The 22,515-nt window shown below is 45.5% G+C and carries 21 protein-coding genes; 14 read left to right on the forward strand and 7 right to left on the reverse strand.

Annotation, left to right across the window (positions count from 1 at the left end):
• Positions 1-139: 139 nt before the first annotated feature.
• Together ABE021_RS09010 and ABE021_RS09015 are read right to left on the reverse strand one after the other, a co-directional pair.
• The gene (locus ABE021_RS09010) at positions 140-2,794 is read right to left on the reverse strand and encodes an MMPL family transporter (RefSeq protein ID WP_430288146.1); all 2,655 of its coding nucleotides are present in this window, start codon (positions 2,792-2,794) and stop codon (positions 140-142) included.
• A complete protein-coding gene (locus ABE021_RS09015; protein ID WP_430288148.1) occupies positions 2,791-3,243 on the reverse strand; it encodes a MarR family winged helix-turn-helix transcriptional regulator in 453 nt (150 codons plus the stop codon). The genes ABE021_RS09010 and ABE021_RS09015 overlap by 4 nt, the downstream gene beginning before the upstream one ends.
• 135 nt (positions 3,244-3,378) lie before the next feature.
• Here ABE021_RS09015 and ABE021_RS09020 point away from each other — a divergent pair, with 135 nt between their 5' ends.
• From ABE021_RS09020 to ABE021_RS09060, 9 genes are all read left to right on the forward strand, one after another.
• Complete coding sequence (locus ABE021_RS09020) at positions 3,379-3,576, forward strand: YwbE family protein (RefSeq protein ID WP_430288149.1); 198 nt, start codon at positions 3,379-3,381, stop codon at positions 3,574-3,576.
• Positions 3,577-3,611: 35 nt separating this feature from the next.
• A complete protein-coding gene (locus ABE021_RS09025) occupies positions 3,612-4,628 on the forward strand; it encodes an NAD(P)H-dependent flavin oxidoreductase (protein ID WP_430288151.1) in 1,017 nt (338 codons plus the stop codon).
• 88 nt (positions 4,629-4,716) lie between these two features.
• The gene (locus tag ABE021_RS09030) at positions 4,717-6,462 is read left to right on the forward strand and encodes a LytS/YhcK type 5TM receptor domain-containing protein (protein WP_430288152.1); all 1,746 of its coding nucleotides are present in this window, start codon (positions 4,717-4,719) and stop codon (positions 6,460-6,462) included.
• Positions 6,452-7,183 (forward strand): LytR/AlgR family response regulator transcription factor, encoded by a 732-nt coding sequence (locus tag ABE021_RS09035; RefSeq protein ID WP_430288154.1) that lies wholly within the window; start codon positions 6,452-6,454, stop codon positions 7,181-7,183. Before ABE021_RS09030 ends, ABE021_RS09035 begins: the two co-directional genes overlap by 11 nt.
• A 132-nt stretch (positions 7,184-7,315) precedes the next feature.
• On the forward strand, positions 7,316-8,803 hold the full coding sequence (locus tag ABE021_RS09040; protein ID WP_430288155.1) for a carbon starvation CstA family protein: 1,488 nt from the start codon (positions 7,316-7,318) through the stop codon (positions 8,801-8,803).
• A 100-nt stretch (positions 8,804-8,903) separates the two neighbouring features.
• Positions 8,904-9,788 carry a DMT family transporter gene (locus ABE021_RS09045; protein WP_430288157.1) on the forward strand — a complete coding sequence of 295 codons (885 nt, stop codon included), beginning with the start codon at positions 8,904-8,906 and terminating at the stop codon, positions 9,786-9,788.
• Between the two features lie 589 nt (positions 9,789-10,377).
• Positions 10,378-11,571 (forward strand): class I SAM-dependent rRNA methyltransferase, encoded by a 1,194-nt coding sequence (locus ABE021_RS09050; RefSeq protein ID WP_430288159.1) that lies wholly within the window; start codon positions 10,378-10,380, stop codon positions 11,569-11,571.
• A gap of 119 nt (positions 11,572-11,690) precedes the next feature.
• Complete coding sequence (locus ABE021_RS09055; RefSeq protein WP_430288161.1) at positions 11,691-12,074, forward strand: hypothetical protein; 384 nt, start codon at positions 11,691-11,693, stop codon at positions 12,072-12,074.
• A 71-nt stretch (positions 12,075-12,145) separates the two neighbouring features.
• Entirely contained in the window at positions 12,146-12,700 is a 555-nt protein-coding gene (locus ABE021_RS09060) for a superoxide dismutase family protein (protein WP_430288163.1), read from the forward strand.
• 42 nt (positions 12,701-12,742) lie between these two features.
• Here ABE021_RS09060 and ABE021_RS09065 read toward each other — a convergent pair whose 3' ends face one another.
• Positions 12,743-13,870 carry a CAP-associated domain-containing protein gene (locus tag ABE021_RS09065; RefSeq protein ID WP_430288165.1) on the reverse strand — a complete coding sequence of 376 codons (1,128 nt, stop codon included), beginning with the start codon at positions 13,868-13,870 and terminating at the stop codon, positions 12,743-12,745.
• A 283-nt stretch (positions 13,871-14,153) separates the two neighbouring features.
• On the opposite strand from ABE021_RS09065, the gene ABE021_RS09070 reads away from it, so the two are divergent.
• The 3 genes from ABE021_RS09070 to ABE021_RS09080 are packed head-to-tail and all read left to right on the forward strand — an operon-like array spanning position 14,154 to position 15,480.
• Positions 14,154-14,801: a pentapeptide repeat-containing protein gene (locus ABE021_RS09070; protein ID WP_430288166.1), complete on the forward strand. Its 648-nt coding sequence runs from the start codon at positions 14,154-14,156 to the stop codon at positions 14,799-14,801.
• Positions 14,802-14,839: 38 nt separating this feature from the next.
• Positions 14,840-15,316, forward strand: a complete 477-nt coding sequence (locus tag ABE021_RS09075) for a hypothetical protein (protein WP_430288167.1) — start codon at positions 14,840-14,842, stop codon at positions 15,314-15,316.
• Positions 15,313-15,480: a hypothetical protein gene (locus ABE021_RS09080; protein ID WP_430288168.1), complete on the forward strand. Its 168-nt coding sequence runs from the start codon at positions 15,313-15,315 to the stop codon at positions 15,478-15,480. Before ABE021_RS09075 ends, ABE021_RS09080 begins: the two co-directional genes overlap by 4 nt.
• Positions 15,481-15,530: 50 nt before the next feature.
• Here ABE021_RS09080 and ABE021_RS09085 read toward each other — a convergent pair whose 3' ends face one another.
• The 4 genes from ABE021_RS09085 to ABE021_RS09100 all read right to left on the reverse strand — a co-directional run bounded on the left by ABE021_RS09085 (position 15,531) and on the right by ABE021_RS09100 (position 19,858).
• Positions 15,531-17,639 (reverse strand): MMPL family transporter, encoded by a 2,109-nt coding sequence (locus ABE021_RS09085; RefSeq protein ID WP_430288169.1) that lies wholly within the window; start codon positions 17,637-17,639, stop codon positions 15,531-15,533.
• A 229-nt stretch (positions 17,640-17,868) separates the two neighbouring features.
• The gene (locus ABE021_RS09090; protein WP_025783780.1) at positions 17,869-18,069 is read right to left on the reverse strand and encodes a cold-shock protein; all 201 of its coding nucleotides are present in this window, start codon (positions 18,067-18,069) and stop codon (positions 17,869-17,871) included.
• Between the two features lie 157 nt (positions 18,070-18,226).
• Positions 18,227-19,225, reverse strand: a complete 999-nt coding sequence (locus ABE021_RS09095) for an inorganic phosphate transporter (protein ID WP_430288170.1) — start codon at positions 19,223-19,225, stop codon at positions 18,227-18,229.
• A 12-nt stretch (positions 19,226-19,237) separates the two neighbouring features.
• Complete coding sequence (locus tag ABE021_RS09100) at positions 19,238-19,858, reverse strand: DUF47 domain-containing protein (protein ID WP_191688620.1); 621 nt, start codon at positions 19,856-19,858, stop codon at positions 19,238-19,240.
• A gap of 239 nt (positions 19,859-20,097) precedes the next feature.
• Here ABE021_RS09100 and ABE021_RS09105 point away from each other — a divergent pair, with 239 nt between their 5' ends.
• Both ABE021_RS09105 and ABE021_RS09110 read left to right on the forward strand, forming a co-directional pair.
• Complete coding sequence (locus ABE021_RS09105; RefSeq protein ID WP_430288171.1) at positions 20,098-20,631, forward strand: hypothetical protein; 534 nt, start codon at positions 20,098-20,100, stop codon at positions 20,629-20,631.
• A gap of 47 nt (positions 20,632-20,678) precedes the next feature.
• Positions 20,679-22,229, forward strand: coding sequence for an SPFH domain-containing protein (locus tag ABE021_RS09110; RefSeq protein WP_430288195.1), 1,551 nt, complete (start codon positions 20,679-20,681; stop codon positions 22,227-22,229).
• Positions 22,230-22,515: the final 286 nt, after the last annotated feature.

Raw genomic sequence — 22,515 nt, forward strand, 5'->3', positions numbered from 1 at the left:
TTTCCTAGCTGTTCACCTATGCTCAATTTTCTGGGAAATGATATGGTCCAGTATATATACATAGCTTTTGAATTCACAAAAAATCCGTTCCAACAGCTGAGGCTGTTCGGAACGGATTCTTTATATCCAGGGAGATCGGTCATCCGCGGAATGGCCACCAGACGCCTCGGCCAAACGATACAGTGATCGCTGGTATCAGAAGCGGCAATATGATGAGACCATACAGCAAGAGTCCTGTAATGACGATAGTTGCGATTTGCACGAGGCTCAAAACACCGGACGGCATCATGGCGCCGAATGTGCCCGCTAGAATGACGGCAGCGGTGATAATGACCGTGCCCATCTTCGCCATGGAAATTTTCAATGCATCCGCGATCGTACTTCCTTTAATGCTCTCTTCACGGAAGCGGTCGAGCAGGAAGATTGAATAATCGACGCCGAGAGCGATGAGCATGATGAATCCGAAGAATGGAACTGCCCAGCTGATGCCATCGTAACCGAGAATATTCACGAAAACCAATTCCGTAAAGGAAATTGCTGTGTAATACGTTAGCAGCAACGAACCGATCATATACAATGGCATAATCGCGGATCGGAATAGAATCGTCAATACGACGAACAGTCCGACGAGCATAATGACCACGGTCCGGGTGAAGTCTTTCGATGAAATGTCATCTAGATCGGAGTTCATGCTGGAAATACCCGCAAACGCAACTTCCGTATCTTCGAATGGCGTACCGATGACAGAAGTCCTTACGCTGTCCTTGATCGCATTTACAGTTGCAATGGATTCACGCGCATAAGGGTCCTCTTTCAAGATGACTTCCATGAGAATCCCGGTTTCGTCGCCGAAGGTATAGCGATCGATGACCGGTTTGAATTCTTCTTCACCGAGTGTACCTGCAGGGATGTAAATCCCTGTATCGCGGATACTCGGTGTTTCACTCATATCTTTTAGCATATCCGTCACTTCTGTCAGCCCTTTGCTGATCTCTGTGAGGCCTTCTTTTGAAGCAGTCACACCTTTTGCAAGTTCGCCTAGTCCCCCACTGAGTGCGCCGATTTGGGAACCGGATCCTTCGAGTTGACCCGCAGCTCCAGTCAAGCTCGAGGATATTTTACCGAGTTCAGCAGTCAAGGCGTTCAGTCCTCCTGCAGCTTGAGCAGCTGGCATGCCTTGTGACAGACCTCCTGCAATTTGTCCGAGTTGGTCATTGATTTGTCCGATACCTTGCGCTGCCTGGCGTAATCCGGCACCACCTGAGGACGCTTCTGAACCGGAAGGCAACTGGCTTGCAGCGCCGTTCAGTCCGCCTTCAACTTGAATGAGCCCGTCTTGAACGCTTTTCATGCCGTCATTCGCTTCTTTCAATCCATCGGAGACCAATCCCAACTGCTTATCGACGTTTAACTCGTCAATTTGCTCACCTGTTGGACGAGTAATCGTACGGACGGATTTTACACCATCCACTTTTTCCAGGTTTCGACTGATCGACTCCAAATAAGGGACATCTTTTTCATCGACTATTGATTGGTCATCTTTCAAGATGACCTGGACTGGGAGGGAATCCCCTTTACCGAATCCTTCCGAAATCAGATTCAAGCCTTTCACGGATTCTTTCGACTGATCGATTTCATCCACTGTGTTAAACGAAAGATCGTTGTCGTATGTCAGCAATAAGGGCACTGTGATGACCGCAACGATTGCCATCGAGAGCAATGGACGTGCAACAGAAAGCTTGCTGAAACGGATCCATAACTTGCTATCGTTGTGGGTCGTCGCTTGTTTTGCCGGCCAGAACAATTTGTCTTTCAGCAACATCATGAACAGCGGTACGACTGTGAACAGTACGAGAATCAGAACTGCAATTCCGACAGCGACCGCAACCGCAGACTTAAAGATCGGGAAGTCTGCAAATCCGATCGCTGCAAAACCGATGAATACAGCAAGTGAACTGATGATCAACGTACGGCCTGCAGTTTTATATGTGTTCACGATGGCTTCCTGGATTTCGTGCCCTTCGATCAATTCCTCTTTGTAACGGCTCAAGAGCAGGATACAGTAGTCCGTTCCGAGGCCGAACAGAATCGCGACGAGGAAAATCTGCGTATAGTTGGACACTGGAAATCCGAACCAATCGACGAAGAACGCAACGAGGGATTGGCTGAGTAGGTACGTAATACCGACAGCGATCAATGGAACGATTGGCGTCACAATCGAACGGAACACGATCAGCAGCAAAGCGAAGATGAGGACGACAGTGATGACTTCCGTCTTCTTCAATCCTTCTTGCGCACTTTCGTTTACGTCATTGTTAATGATCGCTTCGCCTGTTAGATAGACAGTTGTGTCTTTTGGCAGAATCTCCGAGCGGATTTTGTCACTCAGATCGATGATTGCTTCCTCTGAACCATCTACGGTGATCGGAACGAGTACCGTCTGTTTATCTTCAGAGACGAGCTGGTCCTCAATCTCTTCGCTTTCAAATGGGTCCATAACATCAGTCACGGGTTTCCCCAGGTCTTCAATCTCTTTCGCTGTGGCCTGGACCGCTTTTTTGTCTTCCTTCGAAACGGCTTTTTCAAAGTCATAGACGAGCGATAGCGTATCTTCTGAAGCGCCTGCCTTTTCCAGGATGTCCGCCGCTTTCTGGGAATCGGCATCATCCGCTAACTGGAAAGAACCGGCTTCTTCTGCTTGTTTTGCTAGGTCTGGTGCGACAAACAGTAATCCGATGGCCAGACCGGTCAGGATGATGAAAATCGGCCATCTGAATTTCAATATGGTTTTCATTGGTCAGACTCCCTCGTTTGTAAAATATCTTTTAGTTTCCGGAACGTACCGACGAACTGAACCAATTCCTCTTCCGAAATCTTATCATCGAAGAGATTCGCAATCGTTTCATTGATAGCTGTGTTGGAAGCAGCAAGAATGTCTTGACCAGCTGCTGTCAGACAAACCACTTTTTCACGCTGGTCATGTTGCGCACGTTCTGAAAGAATCAGCCCTTTATCTTCAAGCTTCTTTAAGCGTGCGGTAATTGCACTTTTATGGACACCTTGCAGTGCGGCAAGTTTGCCATTGGATAATGAATCATAAGCCGATAACAACTTTAATGTTTGAATCTGCTCTGGAGAATATTCTTTCCAAATCGGTGATTGTACCGATTTAAGGAATTGCTCCGTACCGTAAATGATGACTTCCTCGAATAGCTCAATGGCTTCTAGTAATGTCTCTTTCATAATCAGTTCACCCCCTAAACCAATTACTAGTTTAGGGGATGAACTATCATCCGTCAACTAGGAAGATTTTGCTGAACCATGTCATACATTCCGCAGCAGCTCATGTGCTAAACTAAAAGAAAAGGAGTGGTAACTATGGACGGCAAAAACAGAAGCGATATTCATCCAGGACTAAAAGTGGCAGTCATCTTGAAAAAAGATCAACGGAGTGGTGTGAAGACGGAAGGAGTCGTAAAAGACTTGCTGACAAATTCGGCACATCATCCTCATGGCATCAAAGTACGTCTTGAAGATGGGCAAGTCGGGAGAGTGTGTGACATATTAGAGGACTAATTAAACATAACCACTAGGAATGGGGGGAGATTATGATGTTCTTCAAACAGACTCTAGGTATCCAACATCCAATTGTTCAAGCACCGATGGCAGGTGTTACGACACCTGATTTCGTTGCAGCATGTACAGAAATCGGTATATTAGGTTCGATCGGAGCAGGGTATTTATCTGCGACTGAAACACGCACTATAATTCGACAAGTGAAAGCACGGACAAACGGTCCTTACTCTGTGAATCTATTTGTGCCGGACAACACGCCGTTTGACCAAAAGCAAATACGAGTAGCTTATGAAGCGCTGAAACCAATCGGGGAACAACTGGGCATGCCGTTCTGGAAAGCATCACTGTCTGAACCGGATTTTCACGGACAAATTGACGTCATTATAGAAGAAAAGCCCGCGTCCTGTTCGTTCACGTTTGGAATTCCTGCTGTGGAATCAGTTGAACGGCTTCACGATGCAGGAATACTTTTGATAGGAACTGCGACTACTTTGGATGAAGCTATGGCGGTTCAACAAGCGGGTCTGGATATGGTTGTCATCCAGGGCGCAGAAGCCGGAGGTCATCGAGGCTCATTTCTCCCAGAGGGTCCGCTGATTCCGCTGGACGACTTACTGGCAGAAGTGCGGGATGTCCTTCAAATTCCGATTATCGCCGCTGGCGGTATTGCCACGAATGCTCGAATGACCGAACTGATGAACAAGGGGGCCACTGCTGTCCAAGTCGGAACAGCTTTTTTAGCAACAGCGGAGAGCGGGGCAGCGCCAGTCTATAAACAAGCTGTTTTGAATGCATCTTCGGATGATACGGTGATTACGAGGATCTTTTCTGGAAGACCGGCACGCGGAATCCGTAATCGATTCATTGACCAAATGGATCAATCACCAATTGCACCCTATCCCTATCAAAACGATTTGACCAAACGTATCAGAAAACAAGCAGCTGTTCAAAATAACGCGGAATTCCTATCGTTATGGGCTGGTACTTCTGTCCACTGTACACAAGCGGGAACGGTAGAAAGTGTTATATCAAGGTTGTTAACTAAACATTAAGCGAGAAGAATGTATGTGTACATTCTTCTCTTTGGAGATGACGGAAAATACAGTATACTTAATAGGGTAGGAGATTGGGGGGAGCGCGGTGGATTTACTTATTATTATGTTGGAACGTGTTGGAACGATTGTTGCAGTTGCATTCATCTTGACGCGTTTTCGATTCTTTAAGCAACTCGTGCACCACGATACTCTCGATCGCCGACAAACTGCCAGTGCTATCGTATTTTTCGGATTCTTCGGCATCATTGGTACGTATTTAGGTGTCGCTTTTAATACTGAAACGTTCCATTTCAATAGCGTGACGATGAATCTGGCGGGTGACGAGGCGATCGCTAACTCCCGGGTCATTGGTATTGTAGTAGCAGGTTTACTGGGAGGCTACCGTTTTGGCATTGGGGCAGGACTTATTGCGGGATTACATAGAATGACTTTAGGTGGTTTTACTGCGTTCTCATGCGGATTATCGACTATTCTATCCGGTATATTAGCCAGCTATTTCTACAAAAAGGGGAAAACCGTCAAGCCGCTAACAGCTTTTGCAATCGGCGCACTGGCAGAGTCTATGCAAATGGGACTTATCCTGCTGCTTTCAAAGCCATTCACTGAAGCCTGGGCGCTGGTTCAGACGATTGGACTGCCGATGATCATAGCAAATGGGGTTGGGACCGCTATTTTTCTTCTGATCGTATATAACGTTATGAGTGAGCAAGATAGAGCGACTGCACTCCAAGCGCAAAAAACATTGCGGATCGCAAATCAGACACTCGCACACTTAAGAAAAGGAATGACACCTGAAACGTGTAATGAAGTCTGCCGAATCCTCTTCAATGAGCTCTCCCCAAGTGCTGTCGCAATGACGAATCGGAACGAAATCCTCGCGCACGTCGGTGTAGCAAGTGACCATCACCGATCCTGCAGTCCGATTCAAACCCACATAACGAAAGAAGTGCTTCAACATGGAGATCGTGTAGTTGCTAACGACCAAGCCATTCATTGTATTCAAACGGATTGTCCACTTGGCGCCGCAGTCATTGCACCGCTAAAACAGAGGGACAAAGTGGTCGGAACCCTTAAACTGTATTATCCTTCTGAAAAAGCGATTACGGATGTCACGATAGAGTTGATCGATGGATTGAGCTCATTGCTCAGTGATCAGCTGGAAATCGCAGCTTCCGATCACGCGCACGAACTGGCGAAAGATGCCGAGATTAAAGCATTGCAAGCTCAGATCAGTCCGCACTTCTTCTTCAACTCGTTGAACGTCATTATTTCTCTCATTCGAACGGATCCCGATCAGGCAAGACATTTGTTGACCTCTTTGTCCAAGTTTTTGCGTCAAAACGTTGAGGGGACAACTGCCGCCCGGGTTACGCTGGAGCAAGAATTAGCACATGTGCGCGCGTACCTTCAAATTGAGGAAGCCCGTTTTGTCGATAAACTTACGATAGACTTTGATGTCGATTCATCGGTGCTCTCTCAGCTGATACCGCCTCTTACTCTCCAGCCCATTGTTGAAAACGCGGTTAAACATGGAATCGCTGATATGGCGCGAGGCAGTGTCGTGAAAGTGAGGATTGCTGCACGGGATGGTGAAACGGAAATTACAGTTCAAGATAATGGCAAGGGGATCACTTCCGAACGGTTGAAAACATTGGGGCAGCACCCTGTTGAGTCGGAGTCGGGAACCGGGATGGGGTTATTTAATGTGCATCGCCGGTTGATGATGACGTTTGGCGACCAAGCAGGTCTTCAATTCACAACAGCAAGCGGAGAAGGGACCATCGTACGTTTTGCAATTCCAGGAGAAGAGGGGATCCGTCATGCCATCTAGCATCCGAGCGCTTGTTGTAGACGATGAACGCTATGCGCGTGAAGAACTCATATTTCTACTCAGCCGTCATCCGCGTGTGGAGATTGTGGGAGAAGCGGATTCAGGGGACACTGCCATTATGCAGGCGATTCGTTTGCAGCCCGATGTCGTTTTTCTAGACGTTGAAATGCCGAAGATGAACGGCATGGAAGTGGCAGCTGTTCTGAAAGAATTGAAGAATTCGCCTCAAATTGTATTTGCCACTGCATATCCTCAATTTGCGGCAGATGCGTTCCGTGTGAACGCGATAGATTATTTATTGAAACCTTATGAAGAGGAACAGCTTGCTCAAACGTTGAATCGGATAAGAATTGACGAAACAATGGTAACTGCTGCAGTCTCCAGCCGGCAGCTCGGTAAATTGGCAATTGAACGGGAAGGGGAAATTGTCTATCTGCCGATCAGTAGTATTTTATACGTTTGTCGTGAGGATAGTGTGACCCGAATCGTAACTAAGACGGAAGAGTATGAGGTGAAACTGACGCTAAAAGAATTGGAAACACGGCTCACACCCTTTTCCTTCTTTCGGATCCATAAAAGCTATCTAGTCAATTTGCTGCATGTCAGCCGCTTGTCACCGTGGTTCAATGGCGCTTATCAGCTTGAAATGGAAGGGCGCTTGGAGAAATTGTCTGTGAGCCGTAACTACGTGAAAAGTTTACGTGCAAAGCTTGAACACTAATTCAACACGTCAACAACCCTGCCATGCATCTTAATCTGGAAAACTGACATGTTAGCACAAAACCCATCCGTTATTTGAATAATTCATCTAAACTGACAATAGATGATAATTAGACAAAGGGGTGGGAAGTGGATGTATACATTTCTATTTGGAGTAGTGTTGCTTGTGGTCGGCTATTTCACGTATGGGAAATTTGTGGAACGGGTTTTCGGAGTGAAGGAAGAACGGCAGACGCCTGCTTATGCCAATGCGGATGGCATCGACTATGTGCCGATGAATACGAAGAAGAACTCGTTGATTCAGCTACTGAACATTGCAGGGGTTGGCCCGATCTTTGGTCCGATCATGGGAGCATTATATGGACCGGTTGCCTTTCTTTGGATCGTACTTGGGGCAATTTTCGCTGGTGCCGTTCACGACTATTTAACGGGAATGATATCCATCCGGAATCGTGGCGCGCATTTGCCGGAACTGGCTGGGAAATTCCTAGGTAAATTCATGAAACATATTGTAAACGCTTTCGCAATTCTTTTATTACTACTGGTCGGAACGGTATTTGTCTCTGCACCTGCAGGTCTGCTGTATAATTTGATGAACGGCTGGATGGCGATGGGCTTGATCATCACAGCAATTTTCATCTATTACATTTTAGCGACATTACTTCCGATTGATAAAATCATTGGACGTTTCTACCCGATTTTCGGTTTGTTACTCATTATCAGTGCACTGGGCGTTGGGGGCGGAATGCTCGTTAAAGGCGCACCCATCCCAGAATTGTCATTTGCGAACTTGCATCCGGACAATCTTCCGATTTTCCCGCTGCTATTCTTGACGATTTCTTGTGGGGCACTTTCCGGTTTCCATGCGACACAAACACCGATCATTTCTCGTACGACACAAAGTGAAAAACAAGGACGTAAAATCTTTTACGGCATGATGATTGCTGAAGGGATCATCGCAATGATCTGGGCAGCTGCTGGTATGGCGTTGTTCAATGGTCCAGTTGGTTTGAATGAATTGCTTGCTGCAGGTGGTCCTGCCATGATCGTTAGTGAAGCTTCTGTGTTAATGCTTGGTGCTGTAGGTGGAACATTAGCGATTCTCGGCGTTATCATCTTGCCGATCACTTCAGGGGACACTGCATTCCGGAGTGCCCGGATGATTATTGCAGACTACTTCAAATTGCCGCAAGTGAAGATCATGAGTCGGCTATGGATTGCTTTTCCACTGTTCGCAATATCCATTGCATTGACATTCGTTGACTTCAATATCCTATGGAGATACTTCTCGTGGGCGAACCAGTCGACAGCAGTCATTGCACTCTTTGTGGCAGCAATGTATTTATTCATTGCGAAAAAGAATTATTGGATTGCGCTCGTGCCGGGCACATTCATGCTGATGGCAACGACAACATATATCTTGAATGCACAGATCGGATTCAGATTACCGATGGATGTCGCATTGATAGGAGCTAGTGTGATTTCGATTTTCCTTGTGGCGTTGTTCTTCTTCGCTGCTCTAAAAGCCCGAAGAGAGAATATACCTTTGGAAGTCGAAGCCCCCGATTGGGATGATGCATTAGCGGGAGCAGCGACTGCTGCAACGACACCACACGAATAATAGACACGACCTTCGGAAAACACGCCGAAGGTCTTTTTTTTTCCTCTATACGTCACTCCCAGTTCCTTAGTATACTAGTCACAGACAAGGGGGATGGTGGATGCGTAAATACATTGGTGAAATCGGCTTGCTCGTGACGGCCATTATTTGGGGAACAGGATTTCCTGTCAGCGCGATTGCATTAGACTATTTCAGTCCTTATCAGATCTTAGCGGGACGATTTGTCATTGGGGCTGTTTTGCTTGGAGTTGTGTTTTATAAAAAACTATTGAAGCTTTCTACAGCTGTTCTTCTGAGGGGCAGCTTATTAGGTATGTTTTTATATGGTGCATTTGCTTTTCAAACGGTAGGTCTGCAATATACGACTCCATCGAATAATGCATTTTTAACAGCGGTGAATGTGCTGATCGTCCCGTTCATTGCATTTGTACTTTACAGAAGAAGAGTGGGTCCGTTTGAAATCGCAGGGGCAATTCTTGCGATGACGGGTATTGCCCTGTTATCGCTGAATGGAACCCTGTCGGTCAATCCTGGAGATGTATTATCACTTTTGTGTGCAGTATTTTTTGCATTCCATATTTTTTATACTGGACAGTTCGTCCGTAAAGAAGACGCGATTACATTGACGCTTGTACAGATGACAGTAGCTGCGGTTATCGCATGTATTGTAATCGGAGTGAAAGGGGAGGCGTCCCTTCCTATCACTACTACCTCTGCAACTTCATTACTCTATTTAGGAGTCTTCTCCACAACACTTGCATTCCTATTGCAAACTGTTGCGCAACAGCATGTCTCTGAAACAAAAGCAGCCATTCTGCTATCCATGGAATCGCTATGGGGAATGATCTTCTCCATTATCATGCTCCGAGAAATTGTCACAGGACAAATGCTCATAGGAGCTTCACTAATTTTACTAGCCATTTTGCTCGCAGAAACCAAACCTTCTTTTTTCATGAAACGCAAAGTCCGCAAATCGATTTCGTAACTTTCTAGTATAGTTAAACCGATCGATCTATTTTTTACTTATTACAGTAGTTGTTTGAAGTGTAAGCCCATGGAAACATACTAACATTAGTAGTACAAACCATGGCCATGGTTTGTGCTACTATTTTTTTATAGTAGAAGTGAAGCGAAGTCGTGCGGACGCTGGAATCTTAGAATTCGTGTAAGGAAACCGACTCACTTCACATCCTTAGTTGAATTAGATAGGTTTTTTCATTCTAAAATTAAAGTTGCTTGTAGTGGAAGGCTCGACTCCTGCGGGAATAGCATGAGCCTTGAGCCCCCGCAGGGAGCAAAGCGTACGAGGAGGCTCAAGCCATGCCCGCCGGAAAGCGAGTCCTGAAACGAAAAGCAAAGGTTGAGTGTTGATATTTTCTTCATAAGCTTCATTATTAACCTTATAAAAGGCTTGACTCGAGGTAAGAAAGCGTCAGCCGGAAGCGAAAAACAACGGTATCATGATGTACTATACTTCAACTAATATCAACAAGGAATCGCAATTCCAAGCCAAACGTGCGATAATAAAGAAAATGTGTGAACGGACATAAATATCCGTAGAAAAGGATGAAAACATGAAAACAATTGATGTACTCGTAAACGATAAAAGTGGAATCGCTTTAAAGAAAGGCTATCCACTCATTTTAAAAGACGCTGTCATGAACCCTGAAGTTTTAAAAGAAGAAGGCGATTTACTTCGTCTGATCGACCGGAACCGCCGATTCATTGCAAAAGGCTATTATGGAAACCAAAACAAAGGAATCGGCTGGGTGTTGACGAGAAAAGAAGAGGAAGCCATTGACTTCAACTTCTTCGAATCCCGCATCAGTGCGGCAATTGAACGTCGGAGCAACTTTAAGTTGAACACACAAACGACTGCATACCGTCTATTCAACGGAGAAGGCGACGGTATTGGCGGCCTCTCAATCGATTACTTCGATGGGTATTATATGGTGAGCTGGTACAGTGAAGGAATCTACTCCATGAAGCATCATGTTTACGGTGTTCTTGATAAGATCGTGAATGCAAAAGCGATTTATGAGAAAAAACGCTTCGATACAAAAGGTCAGTATATCGATCAGGACGATTACGTATCAGGAACTCCTGGTGATTTCCCGATCATCGTCAAAGAAAACGGTATGAACTTTGCAGTCGATTTGAATGATGGCGCCATGACAGGTATTTTCCTCGATCAGCGGGATGTCCGTGCAGCACTGCGGGACAAATACTCAGAAGGCAGTCATGTGCTGAATACGTTTTCTTATACAGGTGCATTTTCAGTCGCTGCGTTAAGCGGTGGGGCTGTGAAGACAACAAGCGTTGACTTAGCGAAGCGCAGTTTAGCGAAAACGATTGAACAGTTCAGTGTAAATGGGATCGACTACGAAGCACAAGATATCAAAGTGATGGATGTCTTCGATTACTTCCGTTATGCGAAGCGTCATGAGCTGAAGTTTGATGTGGTTGTTTTAGATCCGCCAAGCTTTGCCCGCTCAAAAAAGTACACATTCAGCTCAGCAAAAGACTATACTGCCCTGCTGCAGGATGCGATAGCGATTACTGAGAAAAAAGGATTCATCGTCGCATCTACAAACAACGCAAGCTTCAGTATGAAAAAGTTCAAGACGTTTATTGATGAAGCGTTCAAAGCGACAGGCACGAAGTACAAGATTCTGGAAGAATCCTCTTTGCCGAAAGACTTCCGCACAAACCGGGATTATCCGGAATTCAACTACTTGAAAGTCTGCATCATCCAGAAATTGAAATAAGTGAAAAGCCGCCTGCTGCGTTTTGCGCATGGCGGTTTTTTTGTCACAAAACCGTTAAAGACATGACCGAATTTATGAAGTATTCTTGAAGTGACAGAACGATTCGGGAGGTGGATTCGATGAAAAGGATTGCCGGGATACTCATCATAGGCGTGTGGCTGCTGTCTGGCTGTTCTTATACATTTGCACACGAAGACGGCTATCGGATGGCGGTCATTAACGAAGGGTTTCCTGTACCGAATAATGCGTACGAACTAAAACCGGAAGACTGTACGACGGAAATTGCAAAGTCTGCCAAGTACAAAATGAAAAACATCGGAGACGAAGAAGGAACGCCTCCCCCTGAATATTTGGCGGAAATCGAAAAGTGGGGATGGACGGAGATTGTGGAAGCACGAGTCGGCAACGTCCATTACTTTAAAAAGAACGGTAAAATCATGTCACTGATTATCCAGCGCGATATTTTTGACGTATTTGAAATGAGCGATGAAGTAAAGCTTTGAAAAAACACCTATGAAGACACATAATTTACCGGTTTTCAGCCATCCTTCTCATAAGGAGGTTGGCAAACAACATGAAACGTCTAGTTGAAGGGATGCTTATTGCGATAATGTTGATAGTCTTAAGCGGATGCGGTGGAGCGAACAAAAAGGTCTCCGTGAATGCAGAGGCAACAAAAGCGGTTGAAGCGAGCTTACTGAATACAGAGGGCGAACCAATTGGTGAAGCCCATTTCACGGAAGTGGAGGGTACTCTCACGATTAGTTTGAGAGCCGAGGGTCTGAAGCCTGGCATCCATGGCATCCATCTTCATGAAAAGGCTGTATGTACACCACCTGATTTTAAATCAGCAGGCGGACACTTTAATCCTACAGATAAAAAACATGGTTTTGACAATCCGAAAGGGTATCATCTTGGCGATTTACCGAATTTGACCGTGGGAGAAGACGGGAAAGTCGCGGTGAAAGTGACGATGCATAACCTTACATTGGAACCTGGAAAACCTAACTCACTGTTAGACGGGGACGGCAGTGCACTCGTCATTCATGCGGATGCAGATGATTATAAAACGGATCCTGCCGGGAATTCAGGGGATCGGATTGCCTGTGCGGAACTCAAGACCAAATGAAAAAACAGCCGACAGGCGCACGAAGCGCTGTCTGGCTGTTTTTCATCTGAGTAAAAACTCTTCCGTATAATAAGGCTGCATCTCTTGGTTGAAGTCGACTCCGATACCAAGGCTGCTATAATCTTTCAGAAGAATATTTTCGCGGTGGCCTTTCGAATTCATCAAGCCTTCGTGTGCAAAGATGCTGCTGGACTGTCCATATGCCAAGTTTTCACCCGCCCGTTTGAATCCTATGCCATCTTCTTTAATACGGTCGAAAGGAGAGAGGCCTTGTAAATTATCATGGCTGAAATAGTCATTGTCCGCCATATTCGAACTATGTTTCCGTGCAGTACCGGAAACTTGACTGTCCCAGGAAAGGATGGAGCGGCCGTGACGAACCCTAGCTGCATTAGTAAGGTCGAATAATTGGCGTTCAAAACCATTACGGAGCGCTTCACTTCGCTCAGCATAGAGCGATTTTTTGTTGTTCTCGAGTTCCACAGATACGAGTTCGACGGCAGTCACAGTTGTTTCTTGGTGAATGTCATAAAATACATAGGCATAGACATTTCCGAGTTTAAAAAGGTCCATCCCTTCATCCTCTTGAAGGACAAACACATTCAGCCCTTTTCGCATCTTAGTCATCGGTTGGCCGAGTGCTTTACGGACATCTGCTTTTGAAGCCCCATACGAAACACCGACTGTAGATGAGATGAGGTCGTCATTCGTATAAATCGCACCGACGCGATTGGATTTATCGAGAGAGACCATGACGAAGTTTTGGTAATCCGTATGATACGTTCGCCATTCGGTTCCGTACTCATTGAGAGATTGGTTCTTAGGTTCACCGAGTGCAGCTGTGACTTGTTCTGCAGATGCTCCAATTTCAAGGTTGTTGATGGAAATCGGGGTGGCTGTGGGCTTTGCAAGTGCAGGTTTGTCGACCGCCTGCTTCGCATCTCTCAATCCTTCTGTTTTATCCGAAATGATTCCTGCAAGATCTTGTGTAGCCGTCCGTAATGTATCGATTGTCGAATCAATCGTATCTTTGTTGACCACGTCTTCAAGCTTATCATCTATAGAGTCTAAGAAGGATAGATCGACATACTTAGAGACCTGTTCTTCCCAGTAAGGTTTTGAGAGAAAGAGGGCAACGAGAAGTAGCATGAACAATAATAATCGTTTCAAATAATTCGCCTCCTACTCTTAGTATACCTTGCCGAAGTCGATTGAATACAGCGTGAACCCTTTATTTTAAAGAGGTGATAGTTTCCAGAAGAGTGGAATGCAGGTATACTTTGAGAAAGAAGTGGGTTTTGTACGGGTGGGCCTAAGAAGGATACATATTGAGGAGTGGATGTCATGTTTGGTGGTCTGAGTACAATCCCGGATTGGTTCTATATTGTCGCATTTACCGTTGTCATCGTGATTGTCTTATTTACTGAATGGAAAACAAGATAGGAGTGAGTGGATGAAGAAGGCAGTATTTCAGAAACCTAAGTTGTCAGCTCATAGGGAAAAGCTGCGTGCTGAGCAAATTCCGGCAGATCCGGAAACCCTTCGGGGCGTTGACATGGAGAGCGGAGATTTACGTTTCACGAGTGGAATGCAGCTCTCAACGGATGATGCAGTGTTTACAGATTGTACATTTGCAGAAATGGATTTATCCGGTGCCTCATTTGTCGATACTGTTTTTGAAAGATGCGATTTCTCAAATGTGAAGGGTGGACATGCAGATTTATTGCGTTGTGAGTTCCGGAATTGCAAATTGACGGGTGCGAACTTCGATCATTCGGTAGTCAAACATGTACGATTTGAGGAGTGTGACGCCCGCTACAGCGGTTTCAGTTTCAGTAAGCTGCAGGCGGTTCAGCTAGCGGATTCCCAGTTTTCGGAGTCGGACTTTTATGAGTGTGTCCTTAAAGATGTGAAGCTTACCCGAACCCAATTGGAGAATGCGAATTTCAGAGAGACCGATCTTGCGGGGGTGAATCTGGCAGGTTGTACATTTGAGCGGCTGGAAGTGACACCGTCTAAAATTTCGGCATGCACCGTTTCTAAGGAACAAGCAATCGGTTTCGCACGGATGTTCGGGTTATTGATACACGAAGAATCATGATATACTGAAACGAACCAAACAAGGAGTGTATAGGACCTATGCTAACATTTGAAGAAAAACAAACAATCATTGAATCTTATCCGGAATTGTCACGAAAAGACGTTTCCATGAAGCGGGTCAATTATCATTATGCAGAAAGTAAATTTGACAAGACTGTTGTCGTTCAGCATCTGCATCCGAATGGCAATGCGTTCGTTTACGTTGCGGACGTGCCCGGATATGAACCAGACAGCCGTGGTCTCGTGAATGTTCGTGATGCTTCTGAAGCGGAATTACGGAAGACGATCGAAGACGCTATCGCAGGATTAGCTGAGGAGGGAACAGAAGCAGAGCGGGTTGAAGAAATTTGGCTAGACGGGCACAATTCCCAGCTTGAGCTGAAAGAAGAGAACGGTGCATGGAATATCTATCACGGGTTGAATTTGGAAGACAGCTTCGGGGATTACCAAGAGGCGGTAGCTTATTTGAGAGAAGAAGGATTTAAGAAAGTGGAGGACGGAGGGATCGTCCGATGAAAGGCAAAGCAATTGCGATTGCAGTGGTTGTTTTGACCATTGTTGCAGTAGCGGCTATCTACTTTTTAGTCATGGCAACGTTCAAACACGACCAGCGTGATGTGAATTCATCGATGGGCGCACCAGCTTCGATAGAGTGGATGGAACGGTCTGGCATAAGCTGATGGAAAAAGACGCACACTCCGACGTGGAGTATGCGTCTTTTTGCTATCATTCAGTTTTTCTTACGGAAGGGCAACCACCAGTTCCAGTCTCCGAACAGTTTCATTAGGCTGGGAACGAGTAACAAACGGATGATAGTGGCGTCAATTGCGACTGCAATTGCGATGCCGACACCGATTTGCTTTACAGGCATGACATCTGTGAAAGCGAATGCACCTGTCAGTACAATCATGATGAGCGCAGCGGACGTGATGACTTTACTTGTCGATGCCAGTCCTTCAACCGTCGATTTGTCATTATCTCCAGTTTCTAAATAAGATTCCTGCATGCGGGAAATCAGGAAAACTTCGTAGTCCATACTAAGACCGAATACGAGGCTGAATACGATGACCGGAATAATCAGTGCAATCGTTCCGGGATGGAGTCCGAAATGACCATATTGGAAAATGTAGACGAGCAGTCCGAACGAGGCAGACAGTCCGATAATGTTCATCAAAATCGCCTTAAACGGGATGAGCAGTGAACGGAACGCAATCATTAAGATGATGAACGTTGAAACGATGATAATGAGTAATGCAAAAACGATATTGTCTGCAATTTCGTCGAATATTTCTTGGTTGAATTTTGCTTCTCCGCCGATCTGTAAGTTCCAAGGGGTTTCTTTCTCAGACCATTTCCTTGCCCATTCCTGCGCTTCATTGGACGCCCCATCCGCTTCCAGCGTAACTGGAATCATAAGGAGGTCTTTTGTGATGAATGATTTGAGTAAAGGCTGTAACTGTGCGGATTGCTCGGGTACTTGCAAGGCTTGGGCCAGATCATCCGGCTGGTCGATGCCGCTTTCAGAGAAAACGGTTGTCACTTTCCCCGTAAGTGCGTCTTTTTCAAGAGCCTTTTGAACGTCTAGCAGTGCATTCAATCCGTCCTCATCTTCCCAACCGCCTGTACGTTCTGCGATCACAAATGCCGTCGATTCGTCGCGCATTCCGAAAGCATCTTCCATATTCTCATAAGCAGAGCGGGTGTCGTATGAAAGTGGCAATGAGTCAATCTGTGGAATTGTCAGCGTCATGTTGCGTACGGGAATCAATGCAATTCCAAGTAATAGGAGTGCGCCAATAGTAATGAGGACTGGGCGTTTGATGACCTGTTCTGCAAAGAAACGCCAGCGGTCCGTTCCTGTGTTGACCCGCAGAATCTTCCCTTTGTCAATCCGTTCTTTCAGTACAAGCAGTACAGCCGGCAAGAGCGTGATGGATGAAAGTACAGCCATCGAAACAACAATCATCCCGCCAAGAGCGATGTTCTGGAAGATATCCACGCGGATGAGCAGCATGGCGCCAAGTCCGATAAATACACAAAATGCTGAGAAAATAATCGATCGACCAGCAGTTTCAATTGTTGTTCGGACGGCTTCGGGAATCGATTGAAGTTTTCGCTCTTCCCGATAACGACTGATGAACAATAACGCAAAATCGATACTGAGTGCGAGTCCAAGCATCGGAATGATGTTGAGCACGAAGATGGACAAATCCATGGTCTCGCCAAACAATGAGAGAATCCCGAATGACGTAACAATCGTTGCCACCCCGATTAGGAGGGGGACTATTGAAGCGACAACAGTGCCGAATGCAAATAGAAGCACAATAAGTGCAATGGGGAGTCCGATTGCTTCTGCGACCATTAAATCTTTTTGACTTGCTGCGTTAATATCCTTAGTGATCGGTGATTGTCCGGTAAGTGTGATGCCGTCGTCTGTTCCCACCGCATCACGAATCTCAGTGACGAGTCCTGATTTGTCGCTTTCACTGTCGTCGAATTGAAGCATCGCATAGGCGATATCCTCTTTGTGCTGGGCTGTTTCATCCAGTGGAGAAAGGATGCCGGTTGTAATGTTCAAATTTTTGATTGCAGTGAGGGCATCCGAAATTTCATCGTCGGTTTTCCCTTCGAATACAAGAAACATCGTCTCGTCCGGTTGATGGAAGTCTTGCGTCAACATATTGGAAACGTCTTCTTGCTCACCATCCATTCGGAACCCATCACCTTCTAAAAGACCCGGCAGGCGGATTGCAAACAGGGCGAGTCCGATTAGTAAGAGCAGCCAGAACGTAATGATCCATTTATAACGGGTAGTGACGAAGCCGGAAAATGCTTTCATGTTGAGTCCTTCTTTCGTATGTAAGTTTCGTTATGTTCATCATAGCGGGTAGTTATGGAGAATGGAACTGTTTAGTTGAACGAATTCAAGAGTATGACCAGGAATGGGGAGTGACAATTAGACGGAGCGAAAAAAGGAAGGAAATGAGGGGGAAGAAGCCATTCATCATCCAAAAAGGCATAAAAAAACCGTTCCCTGGAAGGGAACGGTTTTGAAAGGTTTAAGTCAATTAGTTCTTTTCAACGTTTGTAGCTTGAAGACCGCGTTGGCCTTGCTCGATTTCGAAAGTTACATCCTGGCCTTCTTCAAGAGTCTTGAAGCCTTCGCCTTGGATTGCTGAGAAGTGTACGAATACGTCGTCGCCATCTTCACGTTCGATGAAACCATAACCTTTTTCTGCGTTAAACCATTTTACTTTACCATGTTCCATGTTTGTTTCCTCCTCGTATGCGAATTTCGCATACACTGTGTTACTATTCTTGCTCAAGTCTTGAAAGGGTCAAGAGAACTTAACCATCGCACCGAACAAAAATAATTCCTCCTAATCATACCAAACAGCAGTTGGCAAAGCAACCCATATGTTCTAATTAAAACAACAAGTTAAGCAATTGGTACAATATAGCTGCCACTAGTGCCGAGATTGGCATTGTGATCACCCAGGTGATGATAATCTTCTTTGCAGTGCCCCATTTGACCCCTTTAACGCGTTGCGCTGAGCCCACTCCCATAATGGAGGAAGAAATGACATGAGTCGTAGATACAGGCAAATGAAGAAGAGTAGCGCCAAAAATGATCGCAGCAGAGTTCAAATCAGCAGCAGCTCCGTGGATTGGACGGATTTTCATGATCTTGCCACCGACAGTTTTAATGATTTTGTATCCACCGATTGAAGTCCCGATCCCCATCGCAGTAGCAGCCGCAATTCGAACCCACAATTGAATGTCATCGCCTGTTTGAAGATTGGCAGCGATGAGGGCCATCGTTATGATCCCCATTGCTTTTTGAGCATCGTTTGTACCATGCGTAAACGACTGGATCGCAGCAGTGAGAATTTGCAAATGCCGAATCCGTCTGTTGGCTTTAAACAGATTCCGGTTCTTTAGGACAGTGCGAAGGATAGTCATGACAACAAATCCACCGACGATAGCTATGACAGGTGAAATTAAAAGAGCCTGCATTATTTTAAGGAAGCCATTGTAATTTAAAACGCCGACGCCTGCAGCTGAGATGGCTGCGCCTGCTATCGAACCGATTAAGGCGTGTGAGGAACTTGATGGAATACCGAAGTACCAAGTCAACAAATTCCAGATGATCGCCGAAAGGAGGGCGGCTAATATGACTAGGGATCCGTTTTCCAATGTGAACGGATCCACAATATCTTTTGAAATGGTTTTTGCCACACCAGTGAACGTCAAAGCACCTGCAAAGTTCATCGTTGCTGCAAGCAAAATGGCAGCCCGAGGCTTTAGTGCGCGTGTTGAAACAGAAGTGGCAATCGCATTTGCTGTGTCGTGAAACCCGTTGATGAAGTCAAATGCTAGCGCAAAAACTACAATCATAATTGTGAGAAGCAATACTGTATCCATCAGTTTGCCCCCTTAAGCGTTACGCATGATGATCGTCTCGATTGTGTTGGCGACATCCTGACAGTAATCCGCAATATCTTCTAGCAATTCGTAAATATCTTTAAATTGGATGATCCGGATTGGATCCGTTTCGCGGATGAACAATTGCTTGATGGAAGTACGGAGCACTTCGTCACAAATCCGTTCATATTCTTTGATGGTAACCGCGTGATCTCGCATTTCCACAAGTTTCCTGCGTTCTAACAACTTCATCGCTTTGACGATTTCGTCAGAACTTTTCACGATGTTATCCATGAATGTCTGGACGTACTCATCGATATCGATTAACGAAAACATTTCCAAGTTGGCAGCGAAATGTTCGATTCCATCCAAGATGTCATCCATCTTGATAGCGAGCTGTAAAATGTCCTCTCGCTCGATTGGTGTCATGAATGATGTGTTCAGTTTGGTGATGAGTTCGTGAATCAGGTCATCGCCTTCCGTCTCGTATTTTTTGAGACGGATGCTGACTTCTTTCAAGTCTGCAACGGACGTCACTTTATAATCATTTGCATAGTGCATCGCTTCTTGCACGTGTTCTGCAATCGTTAGCAAAGCAGCAAAAAAGGGATCTGTTTTTCTTGGACTGAACATGTCTGACCTCCATCCGATTAACGGAAAGTGTATTGTTTGATAACTTATCTATCATAGCAAATTCGAAGCTGTAAGACGAACATAATCTGCGTTTTTTCGACAAAAAAGTTATTACTCCTTAAATCGTTTACAAAATAGCCAGAAAATAACCATTTTAAAATTTCGGTAACGAAATATTCATGCAAATGAATCCTTTTTAAAACTCTTACGTATAGAATAGACATAAGGGGGTGTTTGAAATGGAACTGTTCGGCATGACGATTCAGGAACTGTATTTGCCGATAATAATTGTTGCGGGAATGGCTACACTGCTCTACTTATTCTTCAGTGATTTAACGGATGGTGCCGGTGATTTATTTCCTCTATTAGATCCAGCGGTGCTTCTGCCCTTCATTACATTAACAGCAACGTGGGGATATGTACTGGAATTGGCTACGGGACTCGGAAGTGGACTTATACTGGGCATCTCACTTGCTGCCGGTGCAATACTCGACTTTTTACTATACTTTTTCATATTGTTGCCACTTAAGTCGGCAGAAGTCTCTATTGCGTACACTGATGAGTCGCTTGCAGGGAATGTTGCAAAAGTCATTGTTCCGATTCCTGCTGATGGATTCGGTGAAATTGTCATCGAAACAGTCAATGGCGTATTGTCGAAACGAGCATCGGGTTACGAGAATCATCCGATTGACTATGGGAAAGAAGTGCTCATTATTGAAGTGGATTCAGGGACGTTCATCGTCAAAGAATACGAACCTTTCCGTTTCAAATAATCTTACTAGCTTAAGGGGGAACCAACATGCCAATTGAATTATCTGGAATGTGGATTGCTATTGCTATCGCCGTATTTGTTGTGTTAGCTGTCATTCTTGTATACGTAACAAAGTACCGAACAGTCGGTCCGGACGAAGCATTGATTGTTACTGGTAGTTATATCGGAACAAAAAATGTCCATACCGACGACTCGGGGAACAGAGTAAAGATCATCCGTGGAGGCGGAACGTTCGTCCTGCCGGTGTTCCAACAAGCAGCTCCACTCAGTCTGCTGTCTAGCAAGCTTGAAGTGACAACGCCTGAAGTGTATACAGAACAAGGTGTGCCAGTCATGGCGGACGGCACGGCAATCATCAAGATTGGCGGATCGATTTCCGAAATTGCGACAGCTGCGGAGCAATTCCTAGGGAAATCGAAAGAAGACCGGGAGAACGAAGCGAAAGAAGTATTGGAAGGTCATCTCCGCTCCATCTTAGGATCAATGACAGTAGAAGAAATCTATAAGAACCGGGACAAATTCTCACAAGAAGTCCAACGCGTAGCGTCACAAGACTTAGCGAAAATGGGCTTAGTGATCGTATCGTTCACGATCAAGGATGTCAGGGATAAAAACGGTTACCTCGATTCGCTCGGGAAGCCGCGTATCGCTCAGGTTAAACGTGACGCAGATATTGCAACAGCGATTTCAGAGAAAGAAACACGCATCAAGAACGCAGAGGCTTCTAAGGAAGCACAAAAAGCTGAAATCGAACGTGCAACTGAAATTGCTGAAGCCGAAAAAGAGAATCAATTGAAAGTAGCAGAATATCGTTTGGAGCAAGACGCGGCTCGTGCACGTGCTGACCAAGCGTATGAGTTGCAAACAGCCCGTTCCAAGCAGGAAGTCATGGAGCAAGAAATGCAAATCCGAATCATCGAGCGTCAGAAACAAATCGAACTTGAAGAAAAAGAGATTCAACGTCGCGAACGTCAATATGACTCGGAAGTTAAGAAAAAAGCGGATGCGGACCGTTACGCAATTGAACAAAATGCCGCAGCCGAGAAATCCCGTCAACTTGCTGAAGCGGATGCTGAGAAATACCGCATCGAAGCACGCGCAGCGGCCGATGCTGAAAAAGTGCGCCTCGATGGTACAGCTCGTGCCGATTCCCAGCGCGCTCAAGGTGAATCCGAAGCGGAAATCATCCGTTTGAAAGGTCTTGCAGAAGCAGAAGCGAAGCGCAAAATCGCCGAAGCATTCGAACACTATGGTCAGGCGGCTATGCTCGATATGATCGTCGGCATGCTACCGGAATATGCGAAACAAGTCGCAAGTCCACTTGCTAACATCGATAAGATTACAGTGGTCGATACAGGAAGCGGAGAAGGCGGGGGTGCCAACAAAGTAACTGGCTATGCAACAGATCTCATGGCTACTATGCAGGAATCATTAGGAGCAACAACAGGTCTTAACATCAAAGAAATGCTGGAAAGTTACGCTGGTAAAGGAACGTTGCGCCCAAGTCTGGATAACCTGGCAGAAGAACTCAAGAAACCTCGTTCTCCATTAGCTGCGTCAACTGAAGAGGCAGCGGCAAACGAAGCTTCAGATAATTGAATGATAAAAGCTGTTCTCTACCGAATTTTACGGAGAGAACAGCTTTTTTGTTGGACTGAATGTGGAAGGATGCTCATAAAAGCAGAAGAGTGCTCATAAACGTATGAAAACGCTCATAAAAGCAGAAAAGCGCTCATAATCGAGGGAAAACGCTCATAAAAGTAGAAAAGTGCTCATAAACCTGGAGAAATGATCATAACTCCAGAAAAGTGATCATAAACTAGAAATTCTGATCATAAAACTCCTAAAATGATCATAACCCTGTGCCGCCCGTGGCTTGACTCCT

The organism is Sporosarcina gallistercoris, from assembly GCF_050459885.1.
Classification (GTDB): domain Bacteria; phylum Bacillota; class Bacilli; order Bacillales_A; family Planococcaceae; genus Sporosarcina; species Sporosarcina gallistercoris_A.

Excerpts from the sequence above, each read along its gene's own strand:
- ABE021_RS09010 (WP_430288146.1), bottom strand. The coding sequence starts at position 2,794 with ATGAAAACCATATTGAAATTCAGATGGCCGATTTTCATCATCCTGACC.
- ABE021_RS09015 (WP_430288148.1), bottom strand. The coding sequence starts at position 3,243 with ATGAAAGAGACATTACTAGAAGCCATTGAGCTATTCGAGGAAGTCATC.
- ABE021_RS09020 (WP_430288149.1), top strand. The coding sequence starts at position 3,379 with ATGGACGGCAAAAACAGAAGCGATATTCATCCAGGACTAAAAGTGGCA.
- ABE021_RS09025 (WP_430288151.1), top strand. The coding sequence starts at position 3,612 with ATGTTCTTCAAACAGACTCTAGGTATCCAACATCCAATTGTTCAAGCA.
- ABE021_RS09035 (WP_430288154.1), top strand. The coding sequence starts at position 6,452 with ATGCCATCTAGCATCCGAGCGCTTGTTGTAGACGATGAACGCTATGCG.
- ABE021_RS09040 (WP_430288155.1), top strand. The coding sequence starts at position 7,316 with ATGTATACATTTCTATTTGGAGTAGTGTTGCTTGTGGTCGGCTATTTC.
- ABE021_RS09045 (WP_430288157.1), top strand. The coding sequence starts at position 8,904 with ATGCGTAAATACATTGGTGAAATCGGCTTGCTCGTGACGGCCATTATT.
- ABE021_RS09050 (WP_430288159.1), top strand. The coding sequence starts at position 10,378 with ATGAAAACAATTGATGTACTCGTAAACGATAAAAGTGGAATCGCTTTA.
- ABE021_RS09055 (WP_430288161.1), top strand. The coding sequence starts at position 11,691 with ATGAAAAGGATTGCCGGGATACTCATCATAGGCGTGTGGCTGCTGTCT.
- ABE021_RS09060 (WP_430288163.1), top strand. The coding sequence starts at position 12,146 with ATGAAACGTCTAGTTGAAGGGATGCTTATTGCGATAATGTTGATAGTC.
- ABE021_RS09070 (WP_430288166.1), top strand. The coding sequence starts at position 14,154 with ATGAAGAAGGCAGTATTTCAGAAACCTAAGTTGTCAGCTCATAGGGAA.
- ABE021_RS09075 (WP_430288167.1), top strand. The coding sequence starts at position 14,840 with ATGCTAACATTTGAAGAAAAACAAACAATCATTGAATCTTATCCGGAA.
- ABE021_RS09080 (WP_430288168.1), top strand. The coding sequence starts at position 15,313 with ATGAAAGGCAAAGCAATTGCGATTGCAGTGGTTGTTTTGACCATTGTT.
- ABE021_RS09085 (WP_430288169.1), bottom strand. The coding sequence starts at position 17,639 with ATGAAAGCATTTTCCGGCTTCGTCACTACCCGTTATAAATGGATCATT.
- ABE021_RS09090 (WP_025783780.1), bottom strand. The coding sequence starts at position 18,069 with ATGGAACATGGTAAAGTAAAATGGTTTAACGCAGAAAAAGGTTATGGT.
- ABE021_RS09095 (WP_430288170.1), bottom strand. The coding sequence starts at position 19,225 with ATGGATACAGTATTGCTTCTCACAATTATGATTGTAGTTTTTGCGCTA.
- ABE021_RS09100 (WP_191688620.1), bottom strand. The coding sequence starts at position 19,858 with ATGTTCAGTCCAAGAAAAACAGATCCCTTTTTTGCTGCTTTGCTAACG.
- ABE021_RS09105 (WP_430288171.1), top strand. The coding sequence starts at position 20,098 with ATGGAACTGTTCGGCATGACGATTCAGGAACTGTATTTGCCGATAATA.
- ABE021_RS09110 (WP_430288195.1), top strand. The coding sequence starts at position 20,679 with ATGTGGATTGCTATTGCTATCGCCGTATTTGTTGTGTTAGCTGTCATT.